The following is a 15099-nucleotide window of genomic DNA, read 5'->3' as shown; positions in this document are numbered from 1 at the left end:
ATTTGGCCTTCAGGTAGAATGCTGCAAAAGCGGTACACTTGTAAGCTAAAAAGGTGAGTCTCTTATGTCTCTCGATCAATATCATGTTATTCGACTACTACAGCAGCAAAGCGAGTCTTTAAAAGACGCAGTAGCGCTGGAAGGTTTTGAAATGGCCGCTCCTTGGTATCAGGTGAGTTGGCAAGCCTTCGACCAAATCAGCAGTAAAATTGCACAAGTGTTGATCGAACTTGGCGTACAAGTGCAAGACCGTTGCGTTATTCTGGCGCAAAACTGCCCGCAGTGGACTTGTGCCGATGTCGGCACTCTTAAAACTCGTGCCGTTGTAGTGCCAATTTATCCCACCAGTACCGTCGAACAGGCGAGCTTTATCGTAAACGACGCCACCGCTAAAGTGATTTTTGTTGACGATGCTAAGCAATACGCCATGGCGTGTGAGTTGCAAGCCTTATGCCCAAGCCTAGAGCATGTGATTGTATTCGATGCCAGCGTGACACTCGCTGCCGATAATGCCAATCAGCATTGGCATCTAGATACCCTACTGGCGGGTGACACTCAGTTAAACATTGAGCAAGAAGCCGAGCTTAATCAGCGTTTACAAGCTGCAAATCTCGATGATTTACTGACCTTAATTTATACCTCCGGCACGACGGGCGATCCTAAGGGCGTGATGCTGGATTACCGTAATATGGCGTCTACCATACGCCAGCACGATCAAAAACTGGCCTTCCATTCTGGCGATGTGTCTTTGGCATTTTTGCCATTGAGCCATGTATTTGAGCGCAGTTGGAGTTTCTACGTCTTGTGCCGTGGCGGCCATAACGTCTATCTGCAAAATACCCAAAGAGTGAAAGAGGCGATTAGCGCCGTGCGTCCACATACCTTGTGTGTGGTGCCGCGTTTCCTCGAAAAAGTGTATAGCGCCGTACAAGATAAAGTCGCCAAATCAGCCGACGGTCGTAAGAAGTTGTTTGCTTGGGCGATGCGCGTTGGCCAACGTCAGTTCGAAGTTGGACAAGGTCGTGCTAAGGGTGGATTGTGGTTGTCGCTGCAATGGCGTTTGGCGCACAAGCTGGTGTATAGCAAGCTGCAAGCCGTGCTCGGTGGCCGTTTGAAGTTTATGCCTTGCGGTGGCGCAGCCTTAGATGTGAATGTCGGTAGTTTCTTCCATGCGATTAATATTCCGGTACTTTGTGGGTACGGTATGACAGAAACTAACGCGACTGTGACCTGCAATACCTTAGGTAATCGAGTGCCAGGTTCCAATGGACAACCTTTGCTGGAAACCGAAATTAAGCTAGGTAAGGACGATGAGATTTTAGTCCGCGGCGCCACTGTGATGCGCGGCTATTACAACCGTCCTGAAGATACCGCAGCTGCGTTTGAAGATGGTTGGTTAAAAACCGGCGATGCAGGGCGTTTCGATGCGAACGGCAATTTATTTATTACCGATCGTATTAAAGAATTGATGAAGACCTCTAACGGTAAATATATCGCGCCGCAAAGGGTTGAGGGCGCCGTGGGCTGTTGTCCTTTTATCGAGCAAGTGGCGATTATTGCCGATGCGCGTAATTATGTGACCGCTTTGATTGTGCCAGCGTTTGAGTCACTGGAAGCGTGGGCGAAGGACAAAGGGCTGAAGTATGAGTCACCTTTAGAATTGCTGCGCCATAGTCATGTGGTTGAGCATTTTGAGCAACGCTTAAAGCAGTTACAGCATGAGTTGGCCGGTTTTGAACAGATTAAAAAGTTCACTCTGTTGCCTGAAGCGTTTTCGATGGAAGCGGGTTTAATCACCCCAACGCTCAAGCTGCGCCGCAAGATGATTTACCATAAATATGCCCATGAAATAAATGCTATGTACAACAACTAATTGTTAAGTTGTTGTTGCTAAAGGCCGCAGAAGCGGCCTTTTTTTTATCTACTACTTCCTGAAGTGCTTTTCTTCGCTTAAAATTCGCCCCGTTTACTGGTGCGCATGAGGCGCGAGGCGTCGGTATAAAAGGTGTAGTTAAATGGAACTTTCGATTCGTAGTTTATTCACTGCAGCGAGTGCGGTGTTGTTATCTTCTTTAACTGTCATTCCTGCAGCTGACGCTGAGGATTACGACAAAATCGTCCATGGCCCAGTGGACTTGCCTAACGGGCAATGGCTCAATTTCTATCAAAAAGATCATAAAGTGTGGGGCGAAATGCTCTATGGCGATGCGCCCGGCGTGCGTCTTGATGATTATGGTTCTGCTGAAGTGGTTGCGGTTTTTTACCTCGATTTTGATAAAGGTGGCACCAAAGAAGTGGTTGTCATGCTTAAAGATGCCGATGGTCAGCATTTACGGGGCTATGGTTTTGAAGGGGATGATCTCACAAAACTTCCCCGTCTACAGGTTGTGCTCGATGAAGTCGCACCAACCTTAACCTCGTTTACCGTGGGTAGCGTTCGTAAAGTACTAAGCCAAATTCCGCCGCAACAATACCGTATGACCTATGATGTTGACGCGATTGAAGATCCCGCTATTAAAGCGGTTGTCGATGGTTCTACTAAGCTCAAGCCGACCTTAGTGGGTTATCGTAATTCCGAAGGTTCACCCGTCGATGTGAAGACCGCCGTCGAATATAAATTACGTTATCCACTCACTCGTAAAGATAAAGATGCCCAAGGTAATGAGCATCAATATAGCCTTGTGACCACCTTTGATCGCAGTGGATATAGTGAAGAAGATGGCAGTTTTGTGTTGGTGAGCGTGGCCTTTGAGGCCGATGACTTTGATTGGCTTAAAAGTGGTGGTGCCGTGATCCCTAAAACTGGCCCATCCTACGATTTTATGAGTATGAGCATGGCGAGTACTTGGGCAGGGCTTGCCAGTGAAAGTCATTATGCCCAAGGCGTGCTTGATGGCCCGTATGCGGCCTACGATGGTCGCAATGGTAGCGTGGTTTACTCTGGTAACTACAAACAGGGCAAAAAAGTCGGTAAGTGGATGGAGACAGAGAACCAAGCCATTTATTGGGAAGGCGAATATCTTGACGGTAAAAAGCAAGGTAAATGGATTGCACAGTCGATGTTCGATGAGGCCGATAACTTTGGTTTTGCCCATTACAATCAGGATGTGCTCGATGGCCCCTACGAAGTCTATGAGCCCGATTATGACTCCAGTGCAGAAGGCGATAAGCGATTAGTGGCAAAAGGTATTTATCTTAATGGCGTAAAAGATGGCGAGTGGCTTGAGGCTGATGGCAGCAAAGGCCAGTATCAAAAGGGTGTGAAGCAAGGCGCTTGGGTCGATAAAGTGACGAGCGGACATTTCCGTGATCAAGTAGGTGAAGGCGCCTATCTTGCAGGAAAACGCACTGGCCCTTGGGTATTTAAAGCCGAAGATGGGACTCGTACCGAAGTGAACTATGTCAATGGCTTACGTCAAGGAGAGTCTAAATCATTCGACAAAAATAATCTGATGTTTAATACCCGTCATTATGAGCAGGGTCGCCTTAATGGTCAGAGTATTTGGTATTCAAGTCCCAATGTCGTGGTGGATATCGCTAACTACCGCCAAGGAGAGTTGGATGGCCAGCAAATGCGCTTTAATCCCCAGAACGGTGAGCTGACTGAACTAACGAGTTATAAATTCAATGAAGCGGTGACGCTTAAGCCTTCGCACGATGAATGTATTATGCGTGAGAATCCCTACTCAGATGATTGTGAAGGGGTGATTAATGGCAAAAATGAAGCAATTTCATCGATAAAACACGGTGAGCAGCGCGAGTATCATAGCAGCGGCTCCTTGTATAAATTGGCTTATTACACCAATGGCGCTGTAGATAAAGAATATCAGTTTGATTCCAATGGCCGTTTATTAAATTTAAAAACGTACAAAGCGGGTAAGGAATACGGCCCAAGTATCAGTTATTCCACTGATGGTGGTTACTCACTCTCCCGATATGGTCACCAAGTGAATAACCGTGTCTCTGGCCCCCATTACAGTTTCTATCCCAATGGGCAATTAAGAAGCCTGTGGAACTACTGCCAGCAAGAAGGCGAAACCTGGAACGGTGAACCTTACTACTGGGATAACGCCATTGCGCGCTGCGGTATACAGCGCGAGTACTTTGATAATGGTGCCGTGAGTTGTATTGAAGACCTCGATAGCAATTATGCCGTGGACAAAGTGTGTTACGACATGAATGGCAAGATAGCGAATGAAATGCTGCGTATCGATGAACAGCATGTGGTACACAAGCGCTACATTAACGGTGTCATCTATTCCGAAGAGCCGGGTTTTGCCGATTACTCACATATCACTAAGGGCCGTAAGATTTATCACTTAGAGAACCCAAAAACTCATGGGGTGTATAAGTCTTATAAAAATGGCAAGTTAGAATACGAGAAAATGTATGATATGGGTAAGGCTGGATGCCTTAAAAAGTACGATGCTAACGGCAAGCAAACCCCAGAAACGGCGAGTTGTCAGTTTTAAAATGCTAGGTTTGGGCTAGTGGCTAGAACCTGTTTGGCTTAGGATAATGGATGAGTTTGGTGGTGTGGTTTCATTGCGATAATCACCACGCTCTTCCATTCATAAAATAATAAAAAGGAAGTTTGCATGTCAGCCACAGAATACAGTCTCGAAATCAATCCAAGATTTACTGAAACCGACGGCCTAGGTCATATCAACAACACTGTTATCCCCGTATGGTGCGAAGCGGCGCGCACGCCAATCTTTGAGATTTTTAATCCCGAGTTAGATTTGCATCAGTGGAACTTAATCGTCGCGGGGTTTACCGTGGTATTTATCGCGCCGACTTACTATGGCAAGAGTGTCACAGTAAAAACCTATGTTAGCCGTATCGGCAATAGCAGCTTCGAACTGACCCAAACCTGTTGGCAAGCGGGCAACAAGACCGCCGAAGTAAAAACTACCTTAGTGCACTACGATTACAGCAGTGAAAAAAGCCGCCCGATTCCTGAAGAAATCCGCGAAATGCTCGCTAATCTGAATGGTGAAAGTGCTTAGTCTGCTTACTCTTTCGGTCAGCGTAATTGCAATTGCGCTGCTGAAGGGTTAATTTGTCGACCCGCTAACTGTGATGCAGATCACTTATCTGTATTGCTTAATTTTTATCGGTTCGGATTAACCATGAGATTCTATTTTACCCGCATGCGATCGAAGGACATTTGTCCACCAAGACAGCCACTTAAAAAGATTGTGTGGTCATGGGTTGGGGCTTTCTGTGGCATTTACTTGGTCGCGAGTCTCGCAAATTATATGAGTGAAAACCTCGTCGACACTATGTTTGTCATTGGCTCGTTCGGCGCGTCGGCAGTGCTAGTGTACGGTGCACCGCTGGCGGAGTTTTCTCAGCCGCGTAACTTGATTGGTGGCAGTGTGTTATCGGCCTTAATTGGGGTCGCAGTGTACCAAGTGTGTGGCGATTATGTGGTGCTGGCGAGCGCCTTAGCGGTATCCCTGTCTATCGCATTCATGTACCTGACTCGCACTCTTCATCCTCCGGGCGGCGCAACGGCATTGATTGCCGTGATTGGCGGTGAAAACGTGCATCAACTTGGCTTTCTTTACGCGTTAATGCCAGTGTTCCTCGGCTCAGTATTACTCTTACTGGTCGCGCTGGTGGTCAATAACCTTTCCACCGATCCCAAGCGCCATTACCCTGTTTATTGGATTTAGCGAACTCGTTTTTAAATCTGCCTATTTCAAAAACTTCTGCACATACCAGCAGCTGGCTTGGATAGTAAACTCTTGGCCTTTAGCCCACTTTAAGCCGTGGCGCACTAAGCGTTCGGCAAGGCCTTTACCGCGCAGTTCGTTGGGGACAAAGGTGCGGCTAAAATCGATATCCTTGCCTGATAATCGGTATTCCAACACGGCTTCATAGCCGTCGACAGGGATAATAAAACGCTGTCTATCCTGTTGATGTTCAATGGCTATCTCGATATTCTCGTTATCTGACATACATGCTTCCCTCAAGGTATGGCCTAAAGTGTGCTGGCAATTCGTTATTGATTTGAATAGCTTAAGCGATTTCGTGTTGTTTGAGAATTGTCAGCAGTTCTGCTGGTAACTCAGCTTTTTTGCCCGTTTTAAAGTTAAACATCACCGCGACTGAAGTACCTAACGTCGTTACTGCCTGCTGCTGTTTACTAAAAGCCTGATAATGCATGGTAAATCTATCGTTGTGAATATCGCTAATACTGACACTTACCAATAAAGTATCGGGGAAAGTCACTGGGCGTTTATAGCGAGCCTGATTTTCGCTGATTACGGGGCCAATGCCGGATTTATACAGGGTATCTAGCGGGAAGAGGCGATTGAAAAAGTCGATACGTGCCGTTTCAAAATAGCGGAAATACACCACATTATTTACGTGTTGTAGGGCATCCATTTCACCCCATGCAACGGGGATTTCTGTGACTATGGGGTGTTGGGTGAAAAACTTTTCCATTGCCTGTTCTTGTACACCTTCTTGCAACTGTTGTTTAAATCCCATGATAAAAATCCCAAGTTAAAACGCTCGTTTAAGCGGCCAGACTAGCAGCATAAGATTGCTGCGACAAGTCTTGGCCTAAGCTGATACTGTGGCTGATAATGGCAAGCAATGCAGATATGAGTAATGTCTTTAAAGGGTTAGGTTGAGCTATGTATATTGGACAAGCGGCAAAGCAAACAGGGCTGTCGATAAAAGCGATTCGCTTGTATGAGGAGTGGGGGCTTATCGACACTCCCGCACGTCAGGGGCGTTATCGTATTTATAGTGCGGCGGATATTAGGCTGTTGTTGCTGATCAAAGAGGCCAAAGCCCTCGGTATTAAGCTTGTCCAACTAAAAGATTTACTCGAACAAGGCGATAAGCATGCTCAGTTAGCCACAGTGCAGGCTTTTTTGTTGGGTATTAAAGCGGATTTTTTACGCCAGATAAGTGAGTTAGAACATAAAGTCACTCAGTTAGATGCCTGTATTGATGGGCTCACCTCCTGTGAGTCGCAGCTGTTACCTTAGGTCTTGACTCTCCCCTTAGGGGCAGAGTTTATGCTATTTGCCACATTGACTGTTATGGCGTTTCATCGTGGCAAAAAAGATTTTAGTGATCTGTGGTAATCCTAAGGCGCAGAGTTTTTGTGAGCATCTGGCTGAAACCTATGTCCAAGCGGCGGCAGATAAACACTCAGTGAGAATCGTCAAACTAGCTGAGCTGAATTTTGACCCGAATCTGACCTACGGTTATCGTCAACCTCAGCCACTCGAAGCCGATTTGCTAGCGTTTCAAGCGAATATCCAGTGGGCGGAGCATGTGGTGATTATCACACCGATTTGGTGGGGCGGTATTCCTGCTAAGTTTAAAGGCTTAATCGATAGGACATTTTTATCTGGATTTGCATTTCAATATGAGAAAGGTAAATTGATACCCGCTAAGTTGCTGCGCCATAAAACTTCGCGAATTATCATGACTATGGACACGCCGCCTTGGTATTACAAGTGGTTTCAAGGCGCTCCCGCGCTCAAACAGCTTGATACCGCCACCTTAGTATTTAGTGGTTTTAAGCGGGCTAAGTCCAATATGTTGGGGCCAGTGATGAGTGCTAAGAAGCCGCAATTGCAACAATGGCGAGCGTTGGTGCAGCGGCTGGGGAATTTAGGTTTATAGAATCTAGCGAAACAAGGAGTGGGCGTGATTAAACAAGTGGGCAATACTCTTATTCAGCCAAAACACAGAGCGTCTTGCCATTGCGGTGCCGTGGTATTGGAGTTGTCATTGCCTAATGGCATCGAAAATCCACGCCGTTGCGATTGCTCTATCTGTCGTCGTAAAGGGGCCATTGTTGGTTCTGTGCCACTGGCGGGGATTAAGATCCTCAAGGGTGAGGATGTGCTGAAACTCTATGAATTCAATACCAAAACTGCCAAACACTACTTCTGCTCTATCTGCGGTATTTACACCCATCACCAGCGGCGTTCCAATCCGCATGAGTATGGTTACAACATTGGTTGCCTCGAAGGGGTCAATCCATTCGATCTCGAAAATGTGCCCACGAATGATGGCGTTAACCATCCTGCGGATCGTTAGATTATGAACATAGGTCAGTTTGCTGTACTCACAGGGCTGTCGGCGCATACGCTCAGATATTACGAGAAAATTGGCCTACTGCAGTCTGTCGTTCGAAATGGCAGCGGGCATCGTGATTATGCGGCGAAAGAAGCGGAATGGATTGGGTTTATCAATCGCTTAAAAGAAACGGGCATGCCGTTAAAGCAGATATTGACCTATGCCGAGTTGCGTGTCCAAGGCGATGCAACCGCTGGCCAGCGACAGCAGTTGCTCGAGCAACATGCAACACAATTGGCTGAGCGTATTCGCCAAGAGCAGGAGCATTTGGCTGCCCTTAAGCAAAAAATTCACTATTACCAAACTCATTTTTAGTGGCTAAGCTCAGTCGCTAACATTTGTGGTTAAATGCTAAAAAGCTAATATTATTTACTTTTCTATTTGCTTGCGCCTCTAGCCGGCGAGTTAAACAGAGGGTTAGTTTTACTGATCCGCCTTGCCTGTGTCATCCATCAATGAACCATTGACTTAGAGTTAACTCTAAGGTTTAGGCTGCTTGCTGTGATTTAATCCAACAGGAGCTAAAAATGAGTAATCAAAGATATGTGCAGGGCCTCGCTAAACTGACTGAAATCGACGGTGAGGTGGGTGAGAAAGTCATCCGCAGTCTTGCCGATATTTGCCCTGACTTAGGCAAGTACATTATTGAATATCCTTTTGGGGATATTTATCAGCGTGAAGGGCTCGACCTTAAGACGCGGGAGCTAGTGACAGTTGCCGCACTCACGGCGCTAGGGCATTGCCAGCCACAGTTAAACGTACATATTAATGGCGCATTGAATGTGGGTTGTACGCCGCAGGAAATTGTTGAGGTGATATTGCAAATGTCGGTTTATGCTGGCTTTCCTGCTGCACTTAATGGCATGTTTGTCGCTAAAACCGTATTTTCTGAGCGGGAGTTAAGCGTCGTTTAGTTAGTCCTGAGTCAGGTTTATCGATTTGCAAAAGTGACCATAAGGCCGCTTTAATTTCCTCTCAAGTTCATTTTAGTTAGATTTAAACTGGCGATGGGGTGTTGCAGGGCTTTCATTCGACTCTAAACAGAACATTCGACTTTGGCTAGAGATAGCCAAAGTTACCAATGTACCGAGATTGAGTGGCACAGTTGCCATCACTGTGCTTTGCACATTACAGTGGCAAATGTTGCCCGTCTTACTATTTCAATGGAATGTAAAAGAATAATGAATTTAATCGGTTACATTGGTTCGGCTCGCCAATACTTGCGAAAACTCAGCTTACCATCACTGAGTGAAATCCGTTTAGGTGTGGGCAAGTTCTGGCGTTGTCTTATTCAAGGGGTTGCTAAGTTATCCTTTGCGCAAAAGCTGTATCTTATTGCTTTGATATTGGCTTTTAGTCGCGAGTTAATGGGGTTGGTCGCTGTGATTGCCGTAATCGCTATGGCCATCGAGTTTTGGCCTGTGTTCGAGCGGGTTTGGCATAGTTTGGCGGGCAAAGCTGTGTTGTTGCTGTTTTATGCGATGATTGCCAACTTTGCTTTGGGCTGGTCTGGCGCGATAGTTAACGAAGTGGTTGGGGTCTCAGCAAGCGATCTCAATTACACCCATAACTTAGCGATTTTACTCTATATGCCCGCTTGGTTTTTGATGGTAAGCGCGATCGTGCTGTTGGCATTACAGTTGATTATTCCTATCTATTTAATATTGATCTTTTTGCTTAAACCTTTAGGTGTCAAATCGTTACGGCTTACCTCGCATACTTCATTCCGTAAAACGACTTTTTTGATCCGTATCGTGCTAGCGACTGTGGTTTTGTATCACTTGAGCCTGTTAATTGATTTAGAGACTCGCATTGAAACCTCGTTTGGCAACTTTATTACCTCTCCCCAAGAAGCCGCTAAGCATGCGCCTCGCGAGCCTAAATCGGGACGGTTGCCGGATGCGACCGATGTGCTGACGGTACCGATTGTAGAGCTAACTCAGACTGCTCTTGACTCTGAAAGCGATAAATCAAGCAAGGCTGAGAATAGTAATGATGATAGCGAGCTGGAAGAGGAAGATCGCAAAAAGGCCTACGCCTCGGTGCGAACTCAATATCAGTACTTAGTGCGGCAATGGCTAGCTACGTTCGCATTTTCACTTGAAGCCAATGGCCGCTCGCGTTGTAAAAAGCCTGCCGAGTCGAATGTGATTGAATTAAATGATTACGAGATTTTGCTGATCACACCCGATAAGAATGCGGATTATGGTTATCGTTTTGAGGTGGAAAAATGTATCTCGGCCGCGTTTCCGCTAGCGGTTAAGGGTAATTGAGCCAATTAATAAAAAAGCGACCACAAGGTCGCTTTCGTTTTATCGGCTAAATCAGCTTGAACTGACTATCGTGTTATTCAATAATCGCATTATTCAATCAGCAGCTCATCGAAGCTGCTGATTTTGCGGAACTCGCCAGTGCGTTGCTTGCTGTCGCGAACCATTTGGCAGGTCATCATACCCGCAGCGTCGGCAGCCTTTAATTCTTCAATAACATCAGACACAAACAGCACTTGTTTGGGGCTTAAACTGATGGTGTTGAGGATATTGCAGTAAGCCTGCTTATCTAATTTGTTGCCCGTACGGGTGTCGAAATGGCCGTTAAACATTTCAGTTAAATCGCCGCCGTCACTGTGGCCGAACAACAGTTTTTGCGCGTCGACAGAGCCGGATGAAAAACTGTAAATACGTAGATTTTGTGCGCTAAAACGTTTCACTGCTTCAATAAAGTCCGGGAAGATATGGCCCTTAAATTCACCGTGTGCATAGCCTTGCTTCCAAATTAACCCTTGTAAGGTTTTAAGTGGCGTAGCTTTACGGTCTTCGTTGACCCACTGTTGCAGGATCTCAGTTACACGCTCTAAGTCAGCCTCGGGCTCTAGGGCGATATCTTTAGTGTCACAAATACAGTTTTCAACCAATACATTGTGTTGGTTCTGTTCTAAAAAGTCTGGCAAGGCTTTGACAGAATAGGGGAATAGTACATCTTGGATAAAGTTTAGGTCTGTCGTGGTGCCTGCTGTGTCTACGACTATGGCTCTGATACCCATAATGTTTTGATACTCCACAATATGTTGGCTAAAAAATGCAACTCCGATCCTAAGCGTTATTGGTGAAATTGGCTAGTCTATTTCACCCAAACACATGGGCAAATTGTGGGTGATATCACTAAGCGATAAGATTGAAATTTGATTAATCTAGTAATTTTAAAAGCTTATCCACTGATTATCCGAGAAAACACTAATTTGATACTGGATTTCATCTCGTTTATTGCGCACAAGTTTGTGGTAGACATAAGACTATGGTCTTAATAGCTAAGGGAAATTTAGGCTGCTATTGTAGTTAATGTCTCTTTACTCCTTTATACCTTGCATGCTGTGGTTTTCGGGAGACGAGATAGCATATTTCACCTGCGAATAGAGAGACCTTACATGAAATATTTACCCGCACTTGGCTTTGGTATCTTATTAGCTTTATTGAGTTTTATCAGTTTCTCATTAGTCGCGAGCGCGGGTTATATGTTGGACATGTTGAGTGCGGTGCCTCACATCTCGCATAACAGTGTGGAGTATCTTTTGTTAGCGGCTCATGATGCGAGTTTGCTGATATTGCTTGCAGGTTTAGTGCTTTATGCTTACCACAGGATCTTTCCTAAACTTCCCTTCGATTGGTTTACCGCTGTGCTTATCCAAATGCCGCTTGGCTTGGCGGTACTAGTGTTAGATGGTTTTACTGTAAACCTGTTTTCATTCAAAGGTTTTGCTCTAACGTTGACCACTTTAGCCGCTTCATTTGGGGTGTTAAGCCTCTTTTGGTTGCTTCAACGCAGAGCTAAGCGTTTCGAGGCGAGGTTGAGTAAATAAAGCAGAATTTATAGAACATAGCGTAGGCGCAGTGCCGTTTGTTCAACAGGGGATAACGCGAGCCACTGTTCTCGGATTTCCACGGCTTCCTGCGGATAGTCGGTAATGAGCACATCGGCTCCCAGCGCCAACATGCGCAGCATTTGCCGTGGATTATTTACTGTCCATACATGCACTTGCTTACCTCCTTTGTGTGCTCTGGCGATAAATTTTTCGTTAGTAATCGATTGATTGACCGCTAAGAATTGTGTATTCGCCTTAATGGGATCGCCAATGGATTGAGTGACGATAAGGCCAGTGTGAATGGAAGGGTCGAGTCGTTGCACTTCTTCAATGGCTCTTGCTTCGAGCGATGTAATCACCACTTGTTGTGTCATTTTCTCTTGTTGCAATAAGGCGACAACGGCCTGCGCCAAGCTGGGATCGGCTTGATTATATTTAAGCTCAATGTTCAAACCGATTTTGTTGCGTGCCTCATTAAGCATCTCTAGTAGTGTTGGTACAGATTCCCCTGCAAAAGCGGCACTGTGCCAGCTCCCCGCATCAAGTTGTTGCATTTCACTCGCATTGAGGTTGGCAACTCGCCTTGGATCGCCCGCTATGCGCATCAAATCAGCATCGTGCAATACCATTAAGGTGCCATCGGATGCCGTTTGCACATCGATTTCGGCATAGTCCGCCTTTTCTGCAATCGCTAAACGCAAAGCCGCAAGGGTATTTTCTGGTGCCCTAGCTGCGCCAGCACGGTGTGCAGTAATCAGGATGTCATCCCTTTGTGGTTCACTATTGAGGGCATATACCCCTAATCCCAACATGATTAAAAAAGTACCGACTAACACCCCGCTTATTGTATAAAGCGACAGTTCAGACGTTCTTTTTACCGTTTGTCGCCCAAGGCGTTCTAACCCTGCGGGTTTTTCTCCCAGTTGGCGGTATAACAGTAAGATGATAAAGGCTTCCCCAAACATGCCGAGTAAGGACCATGCCGCACTGAGCATAAAAATCAGTGCAGAGACGAGGGCCAAAATGGCTAATTCTGCCGAAAGTGTCAGCGTAACCCTATCGAGTAAGCTATCGGTTCCCCAGGAGATCAGCAGTATTAAGGGATACGCCAAAGCACCTATCCTCAACCACCAACCCGCAGCGTGCCACATAATCGGGCGTTCATTGCCTACGCTTAATTGCCAGCTGCGTTTGAGTGCCGTCAAAGCATCGGTCGTTTCACTCACAATAATCGTCAGTGAAAAGGCCGCTTTGGCCCACAGATATAAGGCAACAAGGACATAGATTATCGCTAAGAACGCCATACTCGTTAAGGCGAGGTACCAGTCTATAGGCTTGAAATACAAGTAGTAATTAATATCGTGTCCCTGTAGAAACACGCTGAAAATCAGATATCCTAACCCGATAAAAGGTACGCTGAGCAGCAGTAAGCAAGCCGCATAAATGCTACCAAGGCGAATAAATACGGGTAAGCGCGCTGTCGCGAAAATCAGCGCCCGCACTGGGCCAATGGGAATATCGTATAAGCCAGATGCTGCGAGAATAGTGACTCCAGCACGTTGGGTAAAAAACACGGTAAAGCTGCTGAATAGAGTAATGACCATAAACAGCAAGCCATAGGGAGACATGGCAAAGGCGATTAAGTCGTAATTGGTAATGGTGACATTGCCCGTTTTGGCAATCAGATGGCGCAGTAGCCAGCCAAAAGACGGGACGACAATACCCGCCGACACTAAGGTGAATAACAGTTCAAATTCAATGAGTTTTCTACCGCAGCGACGAATGGCTTTAAGCGTGTCATGCCAGTAACTGTGTTCAGGATTGAGCATGCAGCTTCCTTAATCGTGCGAGTTAGGACTGTAATTTAGCAGCGTTTCAGGTTTAAGGTTAGCCATCGAATTTATTACCTTGGGTAAGATGATGATTTATGCCTGTCTGTTGCTTTCGGTGGTGTGCTTTGTAAAACAGATAATTACACTCAATAGTGTATGCCATATAGGGGTACGAACCTTTATAATCCTGATGGATGTAGGGATAACAGGTTGATAGGGACAATGAGTAAGTTTTTTTGGGTACTGATGGCATTTTCATTACTGGCAGTGTTGATTGTGCTGAATTCTACGGGAGTGATAATCCATATCCCAACATCTCGAGTTTTGAATAATATTGCACATATTGCCTCCCCTTTGCTGCTGGTGATTTCTATTGTTGTTGCCAATATTGTGGGTATCGGGATCTTTATCTATTTCAAACATTGGGTATATGTGGTTGTGAGCACGCTGATGGTAATACCTTCTATTTTGTTTTTATGGTTGATTTTTAATATGTTTTAGCCCGTTGCTTTTAAAAATGTTGAGAGGTAAGTCATCGATATTTGCAACCGATTGCTAAATCTCCCAAGATGAAATGCAACCATCGTTAATTCGGCGCGAAAAATGAGTGCTAGCTCAAAGGTTTGTGCATTTGTGGTGGATTGGGATGATATTTGCTGAACTTCGGTGGTACAGGATTATCAGAGGATTAAGCAAGCCTCTGATTTTTATGTTAGCCAAGGAGTTATTGATGAGAAATCCCGTACTTTCAAGCCTTGTTCTTGCCCTGTTTTTGGGGGCTCCACTGGCGAATGCCAATATAGAATCGATCGAAAATCTTCAGGGTATTCGTGCATTACAACAGCAAGCGCCGCAGTTATTAAGCTCAGGTTTACCAAATGAGCAGCAATTTTCACTGCTTAAACAAGCTGGTGTGGATGTGGTGATCAATCTTATGCCGGACAGCAGTAAAGATGCCCACCCTGATGAAGGTAAACTCGTGACTCAGGCCGGAATGGACTATGTGTATATTCCCGTGGATTGGCAAAATCCAAAGGTCGAAGATGTGGAAGCCTTCTTTGCGGCTATGGATCAGCATAAGGGGAAAGATGTATTAGTGCATTGTCTCGCTAATTATCGAGCCTCAGCGTTTGCTTATTTATATCAGTTAAAACAAGGCCAAAATCCCAACATGGCACAGACCATGGCGCCATGGAATGATGAGTTAACGATTTACCCTAAATGGCAAGCGTTACTTACGGAAGTGAGTGCTAAATACGGACATTGATCCTTGGCGACACGCCCTATAATGTG

At 45.7% G+C, this 15099-nt stretch carries 17 protein-coding genes; 13 read left to right on the top strand and 4 right to left on the bottom strand.

Annotated features, from left to right (window positions below):
• Positions 1 to 64 precede the first annotated feature (64 nt).
• The 4 genes from L5L94_RS16555 to L5L94_RS16540 all read left to right on the top strand — a co-directional run bounded on the left by L5L94_RS16555 (position 65) and on the right by L5L94_RS16540 (position 5681).
• Positions 65 to 1873 (top strand): AMP-dependent synthetase/ligase, encoded by a 1809-nt coding sequence (locus tag L5L94_RS16555; RefSeq protein WP_263147200.1) that lies wholly within the window; start codon positions 65 to 67, stop codon positions 1871 to 1873.
• Between the two features lie 142 nt (positions 1874 to 2015).
• Entirely contained in the window at positions 2016 to 4472 is a 2457-nt protein-coding gene (locus L5L94_RS16550; RefSeq protein WP_263164133.1) for a toxin-antitoxin system YwqK family antitoxin, read from the top strand.
• Positions 4473 to 4598: 126 nt separating this feature from the next.
• The gene (locus L5L94_RS16545) at positions 4599 to 5009 is read left to right on the top strand and encodes an acyl-CoA thioesterase (RefSeq protein ID WP_219251701.1); all 411 of its coding nucleotides are present in this window, start codon (positions 4599 to 4601) and stop codon (positions 5007 to 5009) included.
• Positions 5010 to 5132: 123 nt separating this feature from the next.
• Positions 5133 to 5681, top strand: a complete 549-nt coding sequence (locus tag L5L94_RS16540; protein WP_131524567.1) for an HPP family protein — start codon at positions 5133 to 5135, stop codon at positions 5679 to 5681.
• Between the two features lie 21 nt (positions 5682 to 5702).
• Here the strand turns inward: L5L94_RS16540 and L5L94_RS16535 are convergent, their stop codons facing one another.
• Both L5L94_RS16535 and L5L94_RS16530 read right to left on the bottom strand, forming a co-directional pair.
• Entirely contained in the window at positions 5703 to 5966 is a 264-nt protein-coding gene (locus L5L94_RS16535) for a GNAT family N-acetyltransferase (protein ID WP_263164131.1), read from the bottom strand.
• Between the two features lie 61 nt (positions 5967 to 6027).
• Complete coding sequence (locus L5L94_RS16530) at positions 6028 to 6456, bottom strand: acyl-CoA thioesterase (protein ID WP_263164160.1); 429 nt, start codon at positions 6454 to 6456, stop codon at positions 6028 to 6030.
• Between the two features lie 194 nt (positions 6457 to 6650).
• Between L5L94_RS16530 and L5L94_RS16525 the strand changes: the two genes are divergently transcribed.
• From L5L94_RS16525 to L5L94_RS16500, 6 genes are all read left to right on the top strand, one after another.
• On the top strand, positions 6651 to 7010 hold the full coding sequence (locus L5L94_RS16525) for a MerR family transcriptional regulator (protein ID WP_105250930.1): 360 nt from the start codon (positions 6651 to 6653) through the stop codon (positions 7008 to 7010).
• A 67-nt stretch (positions 7011 to 7077) separates the two neighbouring features.
• Positions 7078 to 7656, top strand: coding sequence for an NAD(P)H-dependent oxidoreductase (locus L5L94_RS16520; protein ID WP_263164129.1), 579 nt, complete (start codon positions 7078 to 7080; stop codon positions 7654 to 7656).
• 24 nt (positions 7657 to 7680) lie between these two features.
• The gene (locus tag L5L94_RS16515; protein ID WP_263164126.1) at positions 7681 to 8076 is read left to right on the top strand and encodes a GFA family protein; all 396 of its coding nucleotides are present in this window, start codon (positions 7681 to 7683) and stop codon (positions 8074 to 8076) included.
• A 3-nt stretch (positions 8077 to 8079) separates the two neighbouring features.
• Positions 8080 to 8430 carry a MerR family transcriptional regulator gene (locus tag L5L94_RS16510; protein ID WP_105250933.1) on the top strand — a complete coding sequence of 117 codons (351 nt, stop codon included), beginning with the start codon at positions 8080 to 8082 and terminating at the stop codon, positions 8428 to 8430.
• Positions 8431 to 8642: 212 nt separating this feature from the next.
• Positions 8643 to 9029, top strand: coding sequence for a carboxymuconolactone decarboxylase family protein (locus tag L5L94_RS16505; RefSeq protein WP_263164122.1), 387 nt, complete (start codon positions 8643 to 8645; stop codon positions 9027 to 9029).
• 267 nt (positions 9030 to 9296) lie between these two features.
• Positions 9297 to 10388 carry a hypothetical protein gene (locus tag L5L94_RS16500; RefSeq protein WP_263164120.1) on the top strand — a complete coding sequence of 364 codons (1092 nt, stop codon included), beginning with the start codon at positions 9297 to 9299 and terminating at the stop codon, positions 10386 to 10388.
• An 89-nt stretch (positions 10389 to 10477) separates the two neighbouring features.
• Here L5L94_RS16500 and mtnC read toward each other — a convergent pair whose 3' ends face one another.
• Complete coding sequence (gene mtnC / locus L5L94_RS16495; protein ID WP_263164117.1) at positions 10478 to 11158, bottom strand: acireductone synthase; 681 nt, start codon at positions 11156 to 11158, stop codon at positions 10478 to 10480.
• 381 nt (positions 11159 to 11539) lie between these two features.
• Between mtnC and L5L94_RS16490 the strand changes: the two genes are divergently transcribed.
• Positions 11540 to 11971, top strand: a complete 432-nt coding sequence (locus L5L94_RS16490; RefSeq protein WP_263164115.1) for a hypothetical protein — start codon at positions 11540 to 11542, stop codon at positions 11969 to 11971.
• A gap of 8 nt (positions 11972 to 11979) precedes the next feature.
• Here the strand turns inward: L5L94_RS16490 and L5L94_RS16485 are convergent, their stop codons facing one another.
• Positions 11980 to 13803, bottom strand: coding sequence for a glycerophosphodiester phosphodiesterase (locus tag L5L94_RS16485; RefSeq protein WP_263164112.1), 1824 nt, complete (start codon positions 13801 to 13803; stop codon positions 11980 to 11982).
• Positions 13804 to 14028: 225 nt separating this feature from the next.
• On the opposite strand from L5L94_RS16485, the gene L5L94_RS16480 reads away from it, so the two are divergent.
• Positions 14029 to 14307 (top strand): hypothetical protein, encoded by a 279-nt coding sequence (locus L5L94_RS16480; protein WP_263164109.1) that lies wholly within the window; start codon positions 14029 to 14031, stop codon positions 14305 to 14307.
• A 229-nt stretch (positions 14308 to 14536) separates the two neighbouring features.
• Positions 14537 to 15073, top strand: a complete 537-nt coding sequence (locus L5L94_RS16475) for a protein tyrosine phosphatase family protein (RefSeq protein WP_014611817.1) — start codon at positions 14537 to 14539, stop codon at positions 15071 to 15073.
• Positions 15074 to 15099 lie beyond the last annotated feature (26 nt).

The sequence above is a fragment of the Shewanella sp. SM21 genome (assembly GCF_025654335.1).
Lineage (GTDB): Bacteria > Pseudomonadota > Gammaproteobacteria > Enterobacterales > Shewanellaceae > Shewanella > Shewanella oncorhynchi.
This window is presented reverse-complemented; position numbering and strand designations above follow the sequence as displayed.